The following is a 15,288-nucleotide window of genomic DNA, read 5'->3' as shown; positions in this document are numbered from 1 at the left end:
CACAAGATGGAGGCGGTCATGAATGTCGTCAAGATTGCGCAGGTCTTCAACAATGGGAGAAGCCGGGCGATACGAATTCCCAAAGAGTTCGAGTTCGAAGCGGATCAGGTGGAAATCAGCATGAATGAAAATGGTGATCTGCTTGTTCATCCGGTGAGGACACCTCGTTCTCCTGCGAATTTGGTGGCGTGGCTGCGCACACTTGAGCCGCTTTCTGAGGAAGACCAGATGCCTGAAATCGAGGACTATCCACCGGAGCCCGTGGACATCGATTTTCCAGAATGAGGTATTTGTACGACACGAACATCATCTCCAACCTGATCCGATCTCCTGAGGAGAAGGTGGGCCAACGCACGGCTGCACTTGCGATTGGGGACTTGGGGACGAGCATCATTGTGGCGGCAGAACTTCGATTTGGATATCGCAACCGTGGTTCACGGCGGCTGGAAATGCTGGTTGAGCAGGTTCTGGCAGACTTCGAGATAGCACCCTGGGCATCGCCTGCGGATATGCACTACGCCGAGATACGCAGCACCTTGCAGAAGCAGGGTCAGTTGATCGGCCAGATGGATATGCTGATCGCCGCACATGCGCTTGCGCTGGATGCGGTCGTCGTGACGGACAATGAGAGAGAGTTTTCCCGGGTTCCGGGATTGAACGTTGAAAATTGGCTGCGATAGCGCCGCAGAAGGAACTGAAGCATGGGCAAGGTTACAGGTTTTCTGGAAATAGATCGTCAGGTTGGCAAGTATCAGCCGGCATCGGATCGTATTCGTCATTTCCGGGAATTCACCATTCCCATGTCGGACCCGGAAGTGCAGAAACAGGCTGCACGCTGCATGGACTGTGGCATTCCCTATTGCCATGGCCCGACCGGCTGCCCGGTTCATAACCAGATTCCCGACTGGAACGATCTGGTCTATAACAACAACTGGGAAGAGGCGATCCGCAACCTCCATTCCACCAACAACTTCCCGGAGTTCACCGGTCGTGTCTGTCCCGCACCCTGCGAGGAAGCCTGCACGCTGAACCTCGAAGATGCGCCGGTGGCAATCAAGACGGTCGAGCAGGCCATTGCCGACAAGGCCTATGAGCTTGGCTTCATCGTGCCGAAGCCAGCCACCGTGCATACTGGAAAAAAGGTCGCCATCATCGGTTCCGGCCCTGCGGGTCTGGCGGCGGCGCAGCAATTGGGCCGTGCGGGCCACGATGTGCATGTTTATGAGCGTGAATCCAAGGCTGGCGGTCTGCTGCGCTATGGTATTCCCGACTTCAAGATGGAGAAGAACTTCATCGACCGCCGTGTCGAGCAGATCAAGGGCGAGGGCGTCACCTTCCATTACGGCGTCAATGTCGGTGTCGATATGACGGTCGAAACGCTGCTCGCCGAACACGATGCCGTGCTCTATTGCGGCGGTTCGGAAACACCGCGTCCTGCTGGCATTGGCGGCACGGAATTCCATGGTGTTCACGATGCCATGCCCTACCTCGTGCAGCAGAACCGCCGCGTCGGTCGCGAAAGCATCGATAGCGTTGGCTGGCCGTCCGATCCCATCCTTGCCGGTGGCAAGCACGTGGTCGTCGTCGGTGGTGGTGATACGGCGTCGGACTGCGTCGGCACGGCGTTCCGTCAGGGCGCGGTCAAGGTCACCCAGCTCGACATTCGCCCGATGCCGCCTGAGAAGGAAGACAAGCTCGCCGTCTGGCCCTATTGGGCCACCAAGATGCGCACGTCTTCCAGCCAGGCCGAAGGCGCAGCCCGCGAATTCCAGGTCGCGACGCTCGAATTCGTCGGTGACGAAGATGGCGTGCTGACGGGTGTGAAATGCTGCCAGGTGGACGAGCGCCGCAAGCCGATTGCCGGCACGGAATTCATCATCAAGGCCGATCTCGCCTTCATCGCCATCGGCTTCTCCGGCCCCGCCACCGATAGCGTTCTGAAAGAAATGGACGGCAAGCTGACACTCAACACCGACCGTCGCGGCTCCACCAACGTCGTTGCCAATGACAAGGACTACAAGTCTTCGGTCGACAAGCTCTGGGTCGCAGGCGACGTCCGCCGTGGCCAGTCTCTGGTCGTCTGGGCCATTCGCGAGGGCCGTCAGGCGGCGCGTGCGATTGACGAAGCGCTGATGGGCCAGTCGCTGCTGCCGATGTAAGGATTGAACTAAGTAGTTGCATGAATAGAAGCGATCCCTGTGGATGACATGGGGGTCGTTTTTGTTTGCGATTATGATAGTCGCTGTTTCATGGTGGATTTTAAAAGGGGGCGTGGCGTGGAGAGAACCAAGACTTCAAACTGGGTCTATCGTGCAACCTGTGCAGCTATGATTGCTGGTAATATTTTTGTCTTGCAGCGCATCACTCAGATACCCGCTCTAGTCACAAATGCTGGAGACCTCCTGCCCGACGTCGGATCGACGCAGATTGTCTTTCTTTCCGGTTACCTTGGGCTTTTTTTCGCGGCTGTAGCACTTCTCAAACGCTCTGGAGCGGTGATTTGGCTCATCGCGGTTTTTGGACTGTTTAAAAGTGCGTCGCCACTGGTTGTATTCCGTGATGACGGTTATTTCGCCAGTGTTCGTTTCGATCCGATTGCAGGTTGCCTGCTTGTTGTGGTGTTGCCTATCTTGTTCTGGCTTGTGAAAAAGCAGGAGATCAGGCAACCCTAAGAGTTGGCTCAACGGCGGCTCAAAAGATTGCGACGATAAGATGAAGCGATGGTATCGGGCTGGATTTACTTCGCCGCCGTCTCCGCAGGTGCTGGCATGCGATAATCATCGACGCGACCGAGTGGCGCTGCGTCCATCAGGCCTTGCTTCGTCAGTTTCTCTCTTGGAGACGGAACGACCGAGAATTTGGCGGCGCGTTTTTCGCCGAGCAGCACGTCGCCGCCGTCGAGGTCGGGGTCGGTGAGGCTGATGGGTTGGGTGCGGACCTGTTGGGCGTCGATGCCGAGCGCTGGCAGGGAGGTGAGCGCGGGCAGGTTGCTGCCGTCGAGCGTGGTCAGGTCAGGGCTTGCGCCATCCAGATGGCGGCGTACGAATTTTTCGACGTAGAAGGCGAGCTTCTGCTTGCCTGCCTGCGTCATGCCAATGCCGTCTGCCTCGCGCAGGCGCGCCTGCTGGCCGTTGACATCCGAGCCTGTCGTCACGAATTTACCAGCCTCATCCACGAAGCCATCCCAGACGTCCACGAACTCGCCGCCCGCCTTTTCGATGTGGCTGCGGTAGAGGCGGTTAAAGCCGACGAAATCTGCGGTGAGGGAGGGAGACTGGAAAGCGGGCAGGCCCACCCACAGAACCGGAACCTGTTGGCGTTTGGCCAGCGAAATCAACGCGTCGATGCGCCGCTCATATTCCTTGAACCACAGGTCAGATCCGTATTTTTCCTTTGTGTCGCCGATCACCATCTGCTGGCGGTCGTTGGAGCCCATCATGATGACGATGGTGGCGGGGCTGGTTTCTTTGAGGAACTGCGGTAGATTGGCGAACCAGTCGTAATAATCGGTCCTCACCAGGCCGGACGAACCGTTGGCACGCACATCGATGGCTATGGCGGGTGAACTTTCGAAGGTGGAAACCAGCGCCTCCCCCATGGCACCGGCCAGAAAATCACCGACGACCAGAACCCGCCGCGCGTTTTCGAGCTTTGCTACAGGTGCTGGCTTTTCAGTGCGCATCTGGACCACGGATGGCGTTCTGCGGGGTGCTTGTGGACGGGTGACTGCACGATTTTCCCGTTGCGGTGGACGGCGCATGCGCGGCTGTCCGCGATCCGGCGCGTACATCCGGTCATCCCGCCGGTTGGGACTGCCGAACATCATTTCAAATAGGGTGCGCCTTTCGCGCATTTCCTGTGCGCTGGCGAAGTCAGAAAGCACCGGCAGGCCGATAACGAGGCAAAGCAACACGGCGCCGCTCCGCCGTGCTGTGTTCAGAATTTTGCCTGTACTGTGTCGCGCCACGGCGTGACCCTCCCGGACGGTTCTTTATGTTTTTCTAATTCTGGTTCCGCCGCAGGCGTCTGTCAATTGCGAAGCGCGCGTAACAGCATGCGCGACGGCTCGCCGTCATTTTCCATGCCCATGCGTTTCTGAATGGCGCTGATAGCGGCCTTGGAGCCGGAGCCGAAATTGCCGTCCACTTCGCCATCATAATAGCCAAGCTCTTTCATGCGCGTCTGCAACTCGAACTTTTCCTTCACATCCAGCGTATTGTCCGGGCGCGGCCAGCGCTGCTGCATGCCGCCGGTTCCGGCAATTTCATCGGCCAGAAGGCCAACGGCGAGCGCGTAGCTGTCGGATGCGTTGTACTTCTTGATGGTGAAGAAGTTCTTCGTCATCAGGAAGCCGGGACCATTGGCGCCGCCCTGCATCTTCAACATGGCGCGGTCGGACGCACGGGGGAAGCCCTTGCCGCTGGGGCGGGCAAAGCCGAGCTTTTGCCATTCGGCCATGCTCTTGGTCTGGCCTTCATAGCGTCCGCCACCGTTTGGAACGACCGTTTCATAGCCCCAGGTGCGGCCAGGTTCCCAGCCATTTTTGGCCAGAAGGTTGGCAGCGGTTGCCAAGGCATCGGGAATCGAGTGCCAGATGTCGCGTTTGCCGTTGCCATCCGCGTCCACGGCGTAGAGCAGGTAGCTGGTGGGAATGAACTGCGTGTGGCCCATGGCACCGGCCCAGGAACCGGTCAGCTGCTTGGGCGTCACGTCACCGGCCTGAAGAATCTTCAGTGCTGCGATCAACTGCGTGCGTGCGAACTTGCCGCGCTTGGGGTCTGAATAGGCTAGTGTCGCCAGTGCCTGCGGAATATTGTGCAGACGCTCAGGCTTTTCCAGAACCGCGCCGTAATTGGATTCCATCGACCAGATAGCGAGAATGATGTGCTTGTCGACCTTGAAGTTGCGCTCGATCCAGTTGAGCGTGGTGGCGTGCTTCATCTTCATTTCGCGGCCGATGCGCACCGTATAGGGGTTGACGCGGCTGTCGACGTAATCCCAGATTTTGGTGGTGAACTCAGGCTGAAAGGTCGCCTTGCGCAGCGCATCCGGGTCGGGCTCGGTCACGCCCGCAAATGCCTTCTGGTAGGTCGCCTTTGAGATGCCTTCCTTGGCGGCGGTGGTGTAGAATTGGTTGATCCACTGTCTGAAACCGGCATCCGCATTGGCGGGAGCAGGCGCAAGGGCAATCGCTATACCCGCAAATGCCATGCAGCCAAATTTGCGGACATGCGCGCGGATGGGGGAAAGGATCAGCTTTTTCATCGGCAGTCTTTCGTTTCTCTCGAATTTCATTTCGATTGCGAGATACGCATCGGGCTTCACGATGTTTTACCAACTCAAAGTCAACAAATTCTTTACCATTAACGAAGGGTAACGTCATCATTTACAAAAGTTTGCCACTTTTGGCATAACAAAGTCGTGCGCTATTATTGATCGAGTTGAGTCTCTCAGGAGGAACGTGTGGTAGAACAGAAGAAAATTCGGAAAGCAGTTTTCCCGGTGGCGGGTCTTGGAACGCGTTTCCTGCCCGCAACAAAGGCGGTTCCGAAGGAAATGCTGACTGTGGTCGACAAGCCGGTCATCCAATATGTGGTGGATGAGGCAGCCGAAGCCGGTATCGAGCATTTCGTGTTCGTAACGGGTCGCGGGAAGGGTGTGATCGAAGACTACTTCGATATTCAGTTCGAACTGGAGCAGATGCTGCGCGAGCGCAACAAGAATGCCGAACTGACCCTGCTGGCCGGACTTCTGCCCAAGGCGGGAACGGCGAGCTTCACGCGTCAACAGGTGCCGCTCGGTCTTGGCCACGCGGTTTGGTGCGCGCGTGATATCGTCGGTGACGAACCGTTTGCGGTGCTGTTGCCCGACATGATCATGCATTCGCAGAAAAGCTGCCTCAAGGGCATGGTCGATCTCTACGACCAGACCGGCGGCAACGTGATTGCCGTTCAGGAATGTGCACCGGACCAGACCCATAAATACGGCATCGTCGGTGTGGGCGAGACGGTTGGTGACGGCTTCAAGGTCACGCAGATGGTGGAAAAGCCCGCAAAGGGGACAGCGCCGTCGAATTTCTACATCAACGGCCGTTACATTCTTCAACCCGAGATTTTCGACATCCTCGAAAATCAGGAACGTGGTGCAGGTAACGAAATCCAGCTGACGGACGGCATGCTGACACTGGCCAAGAGCCAGGAGTTTGCCGGTTACCATTTCGATGGGGAAACCTTCGACTGCGGCGCAAAGGATGGCTTCATTCTGGCCAACGTGGCTTTTGCTCTGGAACGCGGCGATATCCGTCCTTCCATCGAAGAGCCGCTGAAGGCGCTCATCAGCAAGATGAAGTAACCAAACCGATGCAAATGAAATCCCGGCCTTGCGCCGGGATTTTTCGTTCAGGGCCTCGTCATGGAACGGGGAGACATTCTAGCGTTTCAATGTCAGGCCCGCGCCGATGCGCCATTGGCTGTTGTCGGTGACCGGGGTTGTCTCGTAACCGACATCCGCGGTCAGATCGAGAAAGCGGTTGATGCTCCATGTCAGGCCTGCACCTGCGACATATTCGGTCTCGTCTCGCAGGCTGGATGTGAGATAGGATCGGCGCTCCAGTCCTGCCGTCAGGCGTGCGACCAGATCGCTACGCAGTTGCTGGGTCAGTCCCGCAGTCAATTGCCGGGAAACCCAGCCGCCACGCGGCCCGCCCGCGAAGTCCTCGATGGTGGTGCGAAGGCCAAGGCTTACATCTGTACCACGCTGCGGCGACCAGACGATGTTACCGTCCACTGCCAATGCATCGATGGCATCAAGTCTGCCATCTTCATATTCCTTGCGCAGATAACCGACTGCCGCTTCGCCCCGCAGTTTTTCACCGAGGTCGATCTGCGTGCCGACCTTGGCCCCGTAGGTGTGGGACGACCGCTGGTAACCGGTATTGTCACGGTTCTTGTCGTAATTCGTCAGGCCTGCAGTGACTTCCAGAAACGGAATGAGGGCAGGGGATAGCTCATAGCCCACACGTCCGCGGATGCCCGCACCGTAACGATCACGGTCGCTGAGGCTGATGGCCTGTCCGTTGACGCCTTTGGCATCCGTATAGATGGTGCGGGAGAGATCGAGCGCGGCCAGTGCCTTCAGCGTACCCAGATTTCTCTCGATCGAAGCTCCACCGGTAAACACATGTTCGCCACCCTGCACGGATGCGCCGGAGACGGCATTGGGATCATTGGTGTCCTCGCGGCTGAAGGCGTATCCCGCCGTCAGATTGGCCTGCGTGCCGTCGCCAAGGTCTAGACGCAGGTCCGCGCCGATATTGGCGCTCGGTTCTTCCCCGGCACTGCTGCCGCCCAGATTGCGCTGATATGCGCCATCGCCGGTGATGGTCAGCGCGTGACGCGACCAATCGCTGGTCAGCGTGCCGCGAATGCCCGTCGTCAGGTAGTTGCGACTGGTAGAGCCGGTCGCGAACGTCTTGTTTTCATGGTTCAGCGTCTGGCTGATCGAAGGGCGCAGGGTCAGCGTGCCGATGCGGATGCCAGGGGCGGTGCCGTCATCGATCGTGGCGTTTTCACCGCCATCAACGGTCGTTTCAAACGTGTTCTCGCGCCGGTCCACGGGCTCGACCGCCTCGTCGCCCTCTTCCGGAATGGCATCGCCCGGATTGGTGGTTGTCCGGGTGCTGCCCGTGGTCACCCTGTCCGGATCGGACGTAGGCGGAACAGCCGGTTGCCGCTCGGGACTATCGGGATCGATGACGGAGAGATCGTTCTGACCGATGAAGGGATCTGCACTCGTCAGGGTTCGCGTTGTTGCCGGGTTCGGCTGCTGTTGCGACAGGGATTGCGCTGCCGCCGGAATGCCGGGGCACAGCACGGTACAAGCCAGCAACGCTGCCGCTGCCGTCCGCCGCGTCGATCGACGTCTTGCGGTGCTATGAGAAACCATAAGCTGCTTCTACCTGGGTTTGCGTAATCGTTACCCGAAAGTAAAAGCATGTGGTTAACATCTGGTTGATCTTTCCGCCGCCATGATGGGCAAAGCGACTTGACTGACCGATAGACACGGATTGTCGAAAATAGTATCAGTCCGACCCATGATTACGAGAGCTGTCACCCTGGTGGAAAACCATGCCGTCGAGTCTGCCATGCGGACGGTCGACATCGAGAAAAATGGCCTGATCGCGTTGCACCAGGCGCTTGCCGGTGAACTGGGCGAAAGCTTCGGCAATGCTGTGGAAACCATTGGCAAATCCGGAGGGCGTCTCATCATTACCGGTGTCGGCAAGAGCGGGCATATCGGCGCAAAGCTTGCCGCAACCTTTGCCTCGACGGGCACGCCGGCTTTCTTTGTGCATGCGGCCGAGGCCAATCATGGCGATCTGGGCATGATCAGTGGTAATGATGTGGTCCTGGCCATTTCCAAGGGTGGCGAAAGCGCAGAGCTGCGCAGCATCATCAACTACACAAGACGATTTTCCATCCCGCTGATCGCGCTGACATGCGCGGTGGCCGGTTCGCTGGCGAAATCGTCCGACATCGTGCTGCTGATACCCGATGAGCAGGAGGCCTGCCCACACGGTCTGGCCCCCACGACATCGACCATGATGCAGCTTGCACTGGGGGATGCCCTTGCAATAGCTCTGTTGGAGGCGCGCAGTTTCACTGCAGGCGATTTTCGCGTGTTTCATCCCGGTGGAAAGCTCGGTGCGAGCCTGACCCTTGTCGGCGACATCATGCATACGGGCGAACGCGTGCCGCTGGTGCCCAGGGGGACGCCGCTTCAGGAAGCCATCGGCGTTTTGGCGCGTAAGCATTTCGGCTGTGTGGCGGTGCTGGATGAAGACGGCCGTCTGTGTGGCATCGTCACCGAGGGCGACCTTGCGCGCAATCTCACCCGCAATCTTGCCGAACTGGCGGTTGACGACATCATGACGCGAACCCCGAAAACCGTTACTCGCAATGTTTTGGCCACGGCAGCTCTGGCGACGCTGGAAAAGCATCATATCGGCGCACTGATCGTCATCGATGGCGAAAACCGTCCCGTCGGGCTTGTCCACTTCCACGACCTTCTGCGCATCGGTGTCGCGTAAGGCTCAAGACGTTCCGACGTCCGCTCTCGAGGCTCACCGTTCAGTCAGGCAACTGCGTCAGCTCCGTGTGCCGGCCAGCTTTTCCGAGAGATCGCTGGCCTCCTTCTGCGCGTCCTTATCGGCAGGATAAACGGCCAGATAGCGTTCCCATACCTTCAGGGCCAGTTCGTTGCGCTCGGAGCTTTCCAGAATGTTGGCCAAACTGGCGAGTGCGGGAAAATAACGCGGCTCCTTTTGCAATGTCTGGTTCAGGTCGGACATGGCCTTGCGGGTGTCGCCATCGGCAAAATGCACCAGCGCGCGGCGATACCATGCTTCTGCATAATCAGGTTCCAGAAGGATCGCCTGATCGAGAAAATCATAGGCAGCGGCCTTGCGTTTTTCCTCTGCTGCTTCTTCTGACCATTTCATCAGCAGGTTGATGGTCGGGCTGCCGGAATCCGTCCACCGGCCCACGATCTCATTGGCGATGACGCGTGCCTTCTGTGCATCGCGCTCCTTTTTCAAGTTGGAAAAGAGCGAAGCCAGCGAATCGTCGGGAAGGGTCTGCGGCTGTGCGTTTGCTTGAGCGGGCGTTGGTGAGTCGGCTGCATGAGCAGTGGAAACCGGCATCAACGGCAGGGCGCTGGTAAGAGCGGCTCCAAGGTAAGCGGATAAAAAGGCATAAAAACAAAATTGGCGCATACGGTACGATAGTCCGCTTGCGCCAATTATGAAATCAAATTTTGTAGTCTATCGACAATGTGATCCGCCTCGACAAGACGGCCACTGATGCACCGCGTAATCAGCCCTGACGAGCCTTGAAACGTGGGTTCATCTTGTTGATGATGTAGACGCGGCCCTTGCGGCGAACCAGACGGTTATCGCGGTGACGGGCCTTAAGCGCTTTAAGCGAATTCTTGATCTTCATTTTTCTGGTCCGCAGTTTGGCGTGACGCTTCTTGCCACGCATATTCTAAACAATCAAAAACGCGCTACGAGGGCGCGCTCTTTTCGGTTGGCAGGCAATTACCTTGTCATCCTTGGCGTGTCAACACGCTAAGAGTCAATTTGGCTGGAAACACCGGGTTTTCCGGCGTTCAGAAGTTGTGTGACATGGCCCATCTTGCGTCCTGCACGCGCTTCGGTCTTGCCGTAGAGATGGACGAGGCAGTCTTTCTCTGCCAACCAGCGCGGCACATCGGCCATGTCATCGCCGATCAGATTGGTCATCACGCAGTCCGAATGACGCCTTGTCGCGCCCGCAGAAAGCCCCGTGACGGCGCGAATATGCTGCTCGAACTGGGATACGACGCAGGCCGCTTCGGTCCAGTGGCCGGTGTTGTGGACGCGCGGCGCCATCTCGTTTGCGACCAACGAGCCATCGTTCAGAACAAAGAATTCGATGCCGACGACGCCGACATAATCGAGCGCGGCCAGAAGCTTTTCCGCTGATTGAATTGCCACGGTAGTTGCGGCATCGGAAAGGCGGGCAGGGACGGTAGAGGTGTGGAGAATGCCGCCGAGATGAACGTTTTCCGCCGGGTCGTAGCAGGTAACCGTGCCGTCCTGGAAACGGGCTGCGATGATCGAAACCTCTCGCTCGAAGGCGACGAAACTTTCCAGAATGAGCGGTACGCCACCCAATGCAGCGAAGGCGCCGGTGAGGTCTTCGCCACCCTTGAACACGCGCTGGCCCTTGCCGTCATAACCCATGCGCCGGGTTTTCAGGACGCCCTTGCCGCCGAACTCGGCCAGAGCAGCCTCAAGCGCGGTCTGATCGTCGACCGGGCGAAAGTCGGCGGTTGGAATGCCGCAGCCGTTGAGGAAGCGCTTTTCCGTCAAGCGGTCCTGCGAGGCACTCAGCGCTTTCGGGGGAGGATAGACGGCAACCGAGGCTGCCAGCATTTCGGCCGCGACCACTGGCACGTTTTCGAACTCGTACGTTACGACGTCGCAGACGCTCGCCAGTTCCGACAGGGCCTTTTCATCGTCGTAGGCCGCAACGATCTGACGATTGCAGACCTGCGCTGCCGGACAGTCGGCCTGCGGCTCCAGCACGATGGTGCGGAAGTTGAGGCGGGCAGCGGCCATGGCCAGCATGCGGGCAAGCTGGCCGCCACCGATGATCCCGATGGTTCCCGATTTTGCAAGCTGTGTCGATGTCATTGGGCGCTGTCCAGCGGGTATTCCGCAATCGCTGCCGTTTGGCGGGCGCGGTAGTCGTCCAGCCTGTCGGCGAGGTCTTCGTCGGACAGGGCAAGCACGGCGGCAGCCAGAAGGGCGGCGTTGATGGCGCCTGCACGACCGATGGCCAGCGTTCCGACGGGAATACCAGCCGGCATCTGCACGATGGAATAGAGGCTGTCCTGTCCCGACATGGTCTTGGACTGAACCGGCACGCCGAAGACCGGCAGCGGGGTCAGCGCCGCCGTCATGCCCGGCAGGTGCGCGGCACCGCCTGCACCGGCGATGATGACCTTGAAGCCTTCCTCCCGTGCGCCGCTGGCAAAGCTGAACATCCGCTCAGGCGTGCGGTGGGCCGAAATGATCCGTGCCTCATATTCCACGTCCAGCGCGTCCAGAGTATCGGCAGCGTTTTTCATGGTTTCCCAGTCGGACTGGCTGCCCATGATGATGGCGACGGGCGGTGTTTCTGTGCTCAACGGTCAATCTCCGTATCAGGCAATGATATCAGGAATAATCTGGTCTTCGATCTGGGTCATCTTATCCTTGATGCCCAGCTTCTTCTTTTTCATCCGCTGAATGCGCAATGCTTCGCAATTCGTCTGAATCATCGCATTGATAGCGGCGTCATAGTCTTCGTGTTCCTGGCGAAGTCGCGCCAATACCAACCGAACGTCCGCCTGATCCTGATCGGGCATTTCGTCATCCCCATTTTGATGCAACCGGACCGCCATCCGGCCATTTCGTTGTCGCTCATCGTGCCTGTACCACCAAATAGCGGTAACGGGAAGTTTCCCATGCGACCATTTTGCCTAACTATTGCCTTGATTCCGCCTTCGACAATCCGCGCGTTCCATGTCACATTGCCGTCGTAAACCTGAAACTCCAGCGATGGAGCGCTGGAGGTAGGTTCAACAAGGAAGGACGTGCCGCATGACCATTCAGGCTCATATCGCATCGCTCGAGAAGAAACACGGTGCTCTTGAGGAGGAGCTAGAAACCGTTATGGCTTCCCCCTCTTCGGATGATAAGCAGATTGCGGATCTGAAACGCAAGAAACTGCGCCTGAAGGATGAAATGCAGAGGCTGCAGGCCTCCACAAAGCATTGATTGACAATATTTTTTTTCTGACCGACGTTTCATGATGTGTCGGGACAGCCTTTGAAATTCCGGCTCTGGTTGCAAACGCGATCAGGGCCTTTTATGTGGCCGGGTCAGATCGGCAGGCCATCCCACAGAAGTTTCAGCGCTGCAAGGAACGCCATGGTGTACATCAGCGGATAGAACACCGATGGCTTCATGTATTTCACGATTTTAGCACCCGCAAAAGTAGCAATCATCGCTACGGGCAACAACGCCGCTGACGTGGTGAGGTTGGTTGCATCCAGTGCACCCAGTGCAAAATAGGGAATGAGCTTTATCGCATTCATGATCGCGAAAAAACGGACGCTCATGCCAGTGTAGATCTTCGGGTCCAGCTTCAGCGGCAAAACATAGATCTGGAAGGGGGGGCCACCCGCATGTGCCACGAAGCTGGCATAGCCCGACAAGGTGGACCAGATGGTAGCCTTGACGGGATTTTGGCCTTTCGCTGGTGTTTCGTGGCCGCGCCGTGCCCGGAAGGTGTCAAAGAAATAGCGTAGCACGAACAGGATCGTCACGGTCGCCACCACCAGGCGCATCACATCTGGTGATACCATGCTGGACATGGCCCAGCCCAGCGTAATTCCAACAAGGGCGCCCGGCAGCATCATCAGCAGCGTCTGGCGATGATTGTACTTTCGCCACGCCATCAATGCCACAAGGTCCATGACCACCAGAATAGGCAAAAAGATCGCAGCCGCCTGCACCGGCGGCACGGCAAGCGCCATCAACGGTACGCCCATGAGTGCCAATGCGCCGCCCAGCCCGCCTTTGGAAAGGCCGACAAGCATGACTGCGGGGATGGCGACGAGATAGAAATGGAAATCTGTGAGCATGGATGGACGGTTGATCCTTTCGCCCGTCCGGTTTATCGGAAGTAGGACATGAAAACGAGTGCAGATTGCGCGTCAAACGACCTCTCTGCGGAAAATGGAAAAAACCATGAGTTCTCCTGAAGATCGCTGCCGCCTGGTCCTCGTCGTTCCGGCGGGTGACGATGCCGCCATCCGGGCAAAAGCCGTGGAGGATGCCCTGCGCGGGGGCGACGTCGCCTCGGTCATACTTCCGCAATATGCGCTGGACGACGGCACGTATCAGAAACACGCCGAACTGCTGGTGCCGATCATTCAGGATGGCGGCGCCGCTGCGCTTCTGGCGGGAGACAGCCGTGTTGCGGGCCGCGCCAAGGCCGATGGTCTGCATATTGCCGGTGGTGCTGAAGCCCTGGCGGAGGCTGTGGAAAAATTCACGCCGAAGCTGATTGTCGGCGGTGGCAATGCCGATGACCGTCACAAGGCGCTGGAACTGGGCGAAAGCAGCCCGGACTACATGTTCTTCGGCAAGCTCGAAGGCGATATCAAGCCTGATGCGCATCCCAAGAACCTTGCGCTTGGCGAATGGTGGGCCTCGATGATCGAGATTCCTGCCGTCGTCATGGGCGGCTCCGATGTTTCCTCCGTCGTTGCGGTGGCCGAAACGGGTGTGGAATTCGTGGCCCTGCGAGAAGCGGTCTTTGGCCATGCAGGCGGCCCTGCTCAGGCCGTGGCAGAAGCGAATGCGCTGCTTGACGAAAAAGCGCCACGGTTTGACGGTTGATACAGGCGATGATCGCTCGCTTGCTTCGTTTCCGTCTTTCTTCCGCCGCTCTGGCTCTGGCCTTAGCGGTTCTGCCGCATGCCGCGTCCGCACAGGGGCAGCAGCTCGCTGAGCCGTCGTTGTTGCCGGGTCTCGAAGAACAGGCAAAGCCGGACGCAGCGACGCCCGTCGAGGAAGATACTGATTTCGGCCCTGCCAACAAGAATACGCCCGACGTTTTGTCGCGTCCGTCCGAAGCCGAGGCCGAACCGATTCGCAAGGGGCGCGTGGTTTCCGACGAGCAGAAGGACCTGCAGCCTTCGGAAGGCGTCAACGTCTATCAGCGCATGGGAGCCGAACTACCTGCTCTGCCGCCTGAAAAGAAATTCACCGGCAAGATCGACGAGGCTTATGGGCATTTCCAGCGTGGCGAGTATGTGCAGGCCCTGTCCAAGGCCCTGACCCGTGCCCAGAACGGCGATGCCACTGCCCAGACGCTGGTCGCAGAAATGATGTCGCGCGGCTTCGGCATCGCTCGCGATGACAAGACTGCGGCCTTCTGGTACGAGCAAGCAGCCAAGGGCGGTGATTCCGTGGCCATGTTCAAATATGCTCTGCTGTTGATGGAAGGCAAACTCGTCAAGCGCGACAAGACGCTGGCCGATGATTACATGCGCCGGGCCGCGGAGGCGGGGAATGCGGAGGCCGAGTTCAACTGGGCGCAGATCCTCGTATCGCAGTCACCCGGCCCCGCAGGTCTCCATTCAGCCTTGCCGTTTTATGAGAAATCGGCAGAAAAGGGCATTGCGGATGCGCAATATGCGGTTTCGCAGATTTATTTCAATCTCAAGGACATTCCCGCCGACAAGAAGGCCAAAGCGCGTGACTGGCTGACCCGTTCGGCAAAGGCTGGTTTCGACACCGCCCAGGTTGATCTCGGCATATGGCTGATCAACGGTACGGGCGGGGAGCGCAATCTGGAAGAGGGCTTTCGCTGGCTGTATGGCGCAGCCCAGCGTGGCAATGTTGTGGCCCAGAACAAGGTGGCGCATCTCTATATTCAGGCGCTCGGCACCAAGCCCGACCCGGTGGAAGCGGCGAAATGGTATGTGCTGTCGCGCCGTGCCGGACTGAAGGACCCGGGCCTCGAGGATTTCTATCTGGGCATCGAGGAGGATCAGCAGCGGAAGGCCATCGAAGCAGCCAACCGCTTCCGTCCTGCCTGATGCTTGAGGGGGTCGAAGGCTTTTTGCCTTGAATTCCAGCGCGTTTTGTGGTCTTGAACCGCAAACTTTCCGTCAGAAACCATATCTGCG

General features: G+C 58.3%; 18 protein-coding genes. 9 read left to right on the top strand and 9 right to left on the bottom strand.

All coding sequences use genetic code 11. From position 1 onward, the window contains the following. Nucleotides 1–18: 18 nt before the first annotated feature. The 4 genes from ASF29_RS18415 to ASF29_RS18400 are packed head-to-tail and all read left to right on the top strand — an operon-like array spanning nt 19 to nt 2,672. Nucleotides 19–285, top strand: a complete 267-nt coding sequence (locus tag ASF29_RS18415; RefSeq protein WP_162237915.1) for an AbrB/MazE/SpoVT family DNA-binding domain-containing protein — start codon at nt 19–21, stop codon at nt 283–285. Beyond that, entirely contained in the window at nt 282–680 is a 399-nt protein-coding gene (locus ASF29_RS18410; RefSeq protein WP_062452103.1) for a type II toxin-antitoxin system VapC family toxin, read from the top strand. The genes ASF29_RS18415 and ASF29_RS18410 overlap by 4 nt, the downstream gene beginning before the upstream one ends. A gap of 21 nt (nt 681–701) precedes the next feature. Continuing rightward, on the top strand, nt 702–2,159 hold the full coding sequence (locus tag ASF29_RS18405; RefSeq protein ID WP_062452102.1) for a glutamate synthase subunit beta: 1,458 nt from the start codon (nt 702–704) through the stop codon (nt 2,157–2,159). A 39-nt stretch (nt 2,160–2,198) separates the two neighbouring features. After that, nucleotides 2,199–2,672, top strand: coding sequence for a hypothetical protein (locus ASF29_RS18400; protein WP_162237914.1), 474 nt, complete (start codon nt 2,199–2,201; stop codon nt 2,670–2,672). Between the two features lie 65 nt (nt 2,673–2,737). Here the strand turns inward: ASF29_RS18400 and ASF29_RS18395 are convergent, their stop codons facing one another. Together ASF29_RS18395 and ASF29_RS18390 are read right to left on the bottom strand one after the other, a co-directional pair. Further along, nucleotides 2,738–3,967, bottom strand: a complete 1,230-nt coding sequence (locus tag ASF29_RS18395) for a DUF459 domain-containing protein (RefSeq protein WP_062452100.1) — start codon at nt 3,965–3,967, stop codon at nt 2,738–2,740. Between the two features lie 62 nt (nt 3,968–4,029). Beyond that, nucleotides 4,030–5,265, bottom strand: a complete 1,236-nt coding sequence (locus tag ASF29_RS18390) for a lytic murein transglycosylase (RefSeq protein WP_062452403.1) — start codon at nt 5,263–5,265, stop codon at nt 4,030–4,032. A gap of 198 nt (nt 5,266–5,463) precedes the next feature. On the opposite strand from ASF29_RS18390, the gene galU reads away from it, so the two are divergent. Next, entirely contained in the window at nt 5,464–6,351 is an 888-nt protein-coding gene (galU, locus tag ASF29_RS18385; protein WP_062452099.1) for a UTP--glucose-1-phosphate uridylyltransferase GalU, read from the top strand. Between the two features lie 78 nt (nt 6,352–6,429). Here galU and ASF29_RS18380 read toward each other — a convergent pair whose 3' ends face one another. Then, a complete protein-coding gene (locus ASF29_RS18380) occupies nt 6,430–7,944 on the bottom strand; it encodes an outer membrane beta-barrel protein (protein ID WP_062452098.1) in 1,515 nt (504 codons plus the stop codon). 148 nt (nt 7,945–8,092) lie between these two features. Between ASF29_RS18380 and ASF29_RS18375 the strand changes: the two genes are divergently transcribed. After that, complete coding sequence (locus ASF29_RS18375) at nt 8,093–9,088, top strand: KpsF/GutQ family sugar-phosphate isomerase (RefSeq protein ID WP_062452097.1); 996 nt, start codon at nt 8,093–8,095, stop codon at nt 9,086–9,088. Nucleotides 9,089–9,145: 57 nt separating this feature from the next. On the opposite strand, the gene ASF29_RS18370 is transcribed toward ASF29_RS18375, so the two are convergent. The 5 genes from ASF29_RS18370 to ASF29_RS18350 form a co-directional block, all read right to left on the bottom strand. After that, nucleotides 9,146–9,772, bottom strand: coding sequence for a hypothetical protein (locus ASF29_RS18370; RefSeq protein ID WP_062452096.1), 627 nt, complete (start codon nt 9,770–9,772; stop codon nt 9,146–9,148). A gap of 100 nt (nt 9,773–9,872) precedes the next feature. Continuing rightward, nucleotides 9,873–9,998, bottom strand: coding sequence for a type B 50S ribosomal protein L36 (gene ykgO, locus ASF29_RS18365; RefSeq protein WP_007607121.1), 126 nt, complete (start codon nt 9,996–9,998; stop codon nt 9,873–9,875). 128 nt (nt 9,999–10,126) lie between these two features. Then, the gene (locus ASF29_RS18360) at nt 10,127–11,236 is read right to left on the bottom strand and encodes a 5-(carboxyamino)imidazole ribonucleotide synthase (protein WP_062452095.1); all 1,110 of its coding nucleotides are present in this window, start codon (nt 11,234–11,236) and stop codon (nt 10,127–10,129) included. Beyond that, nucleotides 11,233–11,700 carry a 5-(carboxyamino)imidazole ribonucleotide mutase gene (purE, locus tag ASF29_RS18355; RefSeq protein ID WP_200925557.1) on the bottom strand — a complete coding sequence of 156 codons (468 nt, stop codon included), beginning with the start codon at nt 11,698–11,700 and terminating at the stop codon, nt 11,233–11,235. Before purE ends, ASF29_RS18360 begins: the two co-directional genes overlap by 4 nt. A gap of 48 nt (nt 11,701–11,748) precedes the next feature. Beyond that, nucleotides 11,749–11,952 (bottom strand): DUF465 domain-containing protein, encoded by a 204-nt coding sequence (locus ASF29_RS18350; protein WP_062452402.1) that lies wholly within the window; start codon nt 11,950–11,952, stop codon nt 11,749–11,751. A 235-nt stretch (nt 11,953–12,187) separates the two neighbouring features. On the opposite strand from ASF29_RS18350, the gene ASF29_RS24100 reads away from it, so the two are divergent. Continuing rightward, the gene (locus ASF29_RS24100) at nt 12,188–12,364 is read left to right on the top strand and encodes a DUF465 domain-containing protein (RefSeq protein WP_082453560.1); all 177 of its coding nucleotides are present in this window, start codon (nt 12,188–12,190) and stop codon (nt 12,362–12,364) included. A 104-nt stretch (nt 12,365–12,468) separates the two neighbouring features. On the opposite strand, the gene ASF29_RS18345 is transcribed toward ASF29_RS24100, so the two are convergent. Then, nucleotides 12,469–13,233 (bottom strand): sulfite exporter TauE/SafE family protein, encoded by a 765-nt coding sequence (locus ASF29_RS18345; protein ID WP_062452093.1) that lies wholly within the window; start codon nt 13,231–13,233, stop codon nt 12,469–12,471. A gap of 106 nt (nt 13,234–13,339) precedes the next feature. Between ASF29_RS18345 and ASF29_RS18340 the strand changes: the two genes are divergently transcribed. Together ASF29_RS18340 and ASF29_RS18335 are read left to right on the top strand one after the other, a co-directional pair. Continuing rightward, nucleotides 13,340–13,993, top strand: a complete 654-nt coding sequence (locus tag ASF29_RS18340) for a thiamine phosphate synthase (protein ID WP_062452401.1) — start codon at nt 13,340–13,342, stop codon at nt 13,991–13,993. 8 nt (nt 13,994–14,001) lie between these two features. Beyond that, entirely contained in the window at nt 14,002–15,198 is a 1,197-nt protein-coding gene (locus tag ASF29_RS18335) for a tetratricopeptide repeat protein (protein WP_062452092.1), read from the top strand. Nucleotides 15,199–15,288 lie beyond the last annotated feature (90 nt).

It is taken from the genome of Rhizobium sp. Leaf262, assembly GCF_001422245.1.
Lineage (GTDB): Bacteria > Pseudomonadota > Alphaproteobacteria > Rhizobiales > Rhizobiaceae > Agrobacterium.
Note: the sequence above shows the minus strand (reverse complement) of the source record. Positions and strands in the feature narration are given on the sequence as shown.

Coding starts and splice junctions, on each gene's coding strand:
- ASF29_RS18335 (WP_062452092.1), top strand. CDS start 14,002: ATGATCGCTCGCTTGCTTCGTTTCCGTCTTTCTTCCGCCGCTCTGGCT.
- ASF29_RS18415 (WP_162237915.1), top strand. CDS start 19: ATGAATGTCGTCAAGATTGCGCAGGTCTTCAACAATGGGAGAAGCCGG.
- ykgO (WP_007607121.1), bottom strand. CDS start 9,998: ATGAAGATCAAGAATTCGCTTAAAGCGCTTAAGGCCCGTCACCGCGAT.
- ASF29_RS18380 (WP_062452098.1), bottom strand. CDS start 7,944: ATGGTTTCTCATAGCACCGCAAGACGTCGATCGACGCGGCGGACGGCA.
- ASF29_RS18375 (WP_062452097.1), top strand. CDS start 8,093: ATGATTACGAGAGCTGTCACCCTGGTGGAAAACCATGCCGTCGAGTCT.
- ASF29_RS18370 (WP_062452096.1), bottom strand. CDS start 9,772: ATGCGCCAATTTTGTTTTTATGCCTTTTTATCCGCTTACCTTGGAGCC.
- purE (WP_200925557.1), bottom strand. CDS start 11,700: ATGGGCAGCCAGTCCGACTGGGAAACCATGAAAAACGCTGCCGATACT.
- ASF29_RS18360 (WP_062452095.1), bottom strand. CDS start 11,236: ATGACATCGACACAGCTTGCAAAATCGGGAACCATCGGGATCATCGGT.
- ASF29_RS18350 (WP_062452402.1), bottom strand. CDS start 11,952: ATGCCCGATCAGGATCAGGCGGACGTTCGGTTGGTATTGGCGCGACTT.
- ASF29_RS24100 (WP_082453560.1), top strand. CDS start 12,188: ATGACCATTCAGGCTCATATCGCATCGCTCGAGAAGAAACACGGTGCT.
- ASF29_RS18390 (WP_062452403.1), bottom strand. CDS start 5,265: ATGAAAAAGCTGATCCTTTCCCCCATCCGCGCGCATGTCCGCAAATTT.
- ASF29_RS18410 (WP_062452103.1), top strand. CDS start 282: ATGAGGTATTTGTACGACACGAACATCATCTCCAACCTGATCCGATCT.
- ASF29_RS18345 (WP_062452093.1), bottom strand. CDS start 13,233: ATGCTCACAGATTTCCATTTCTATCTCGTCGCCATCCCCGCAGTCATG.
- ASF29_RS18340 (WP_062452401.1), top strand. CDS start 13,340: ATGAGTTCTCCTGAAGATCGCTGCCGCCTGGTCCTCGTCGTTCCGGCG.
- ASF29_RS18405 (WP_062452102.1), top strand. CDS start 702: ATGGGCAAGGTTACAGGTTTTCTGGAAATAGATCGTCAGGTTGGCAAG.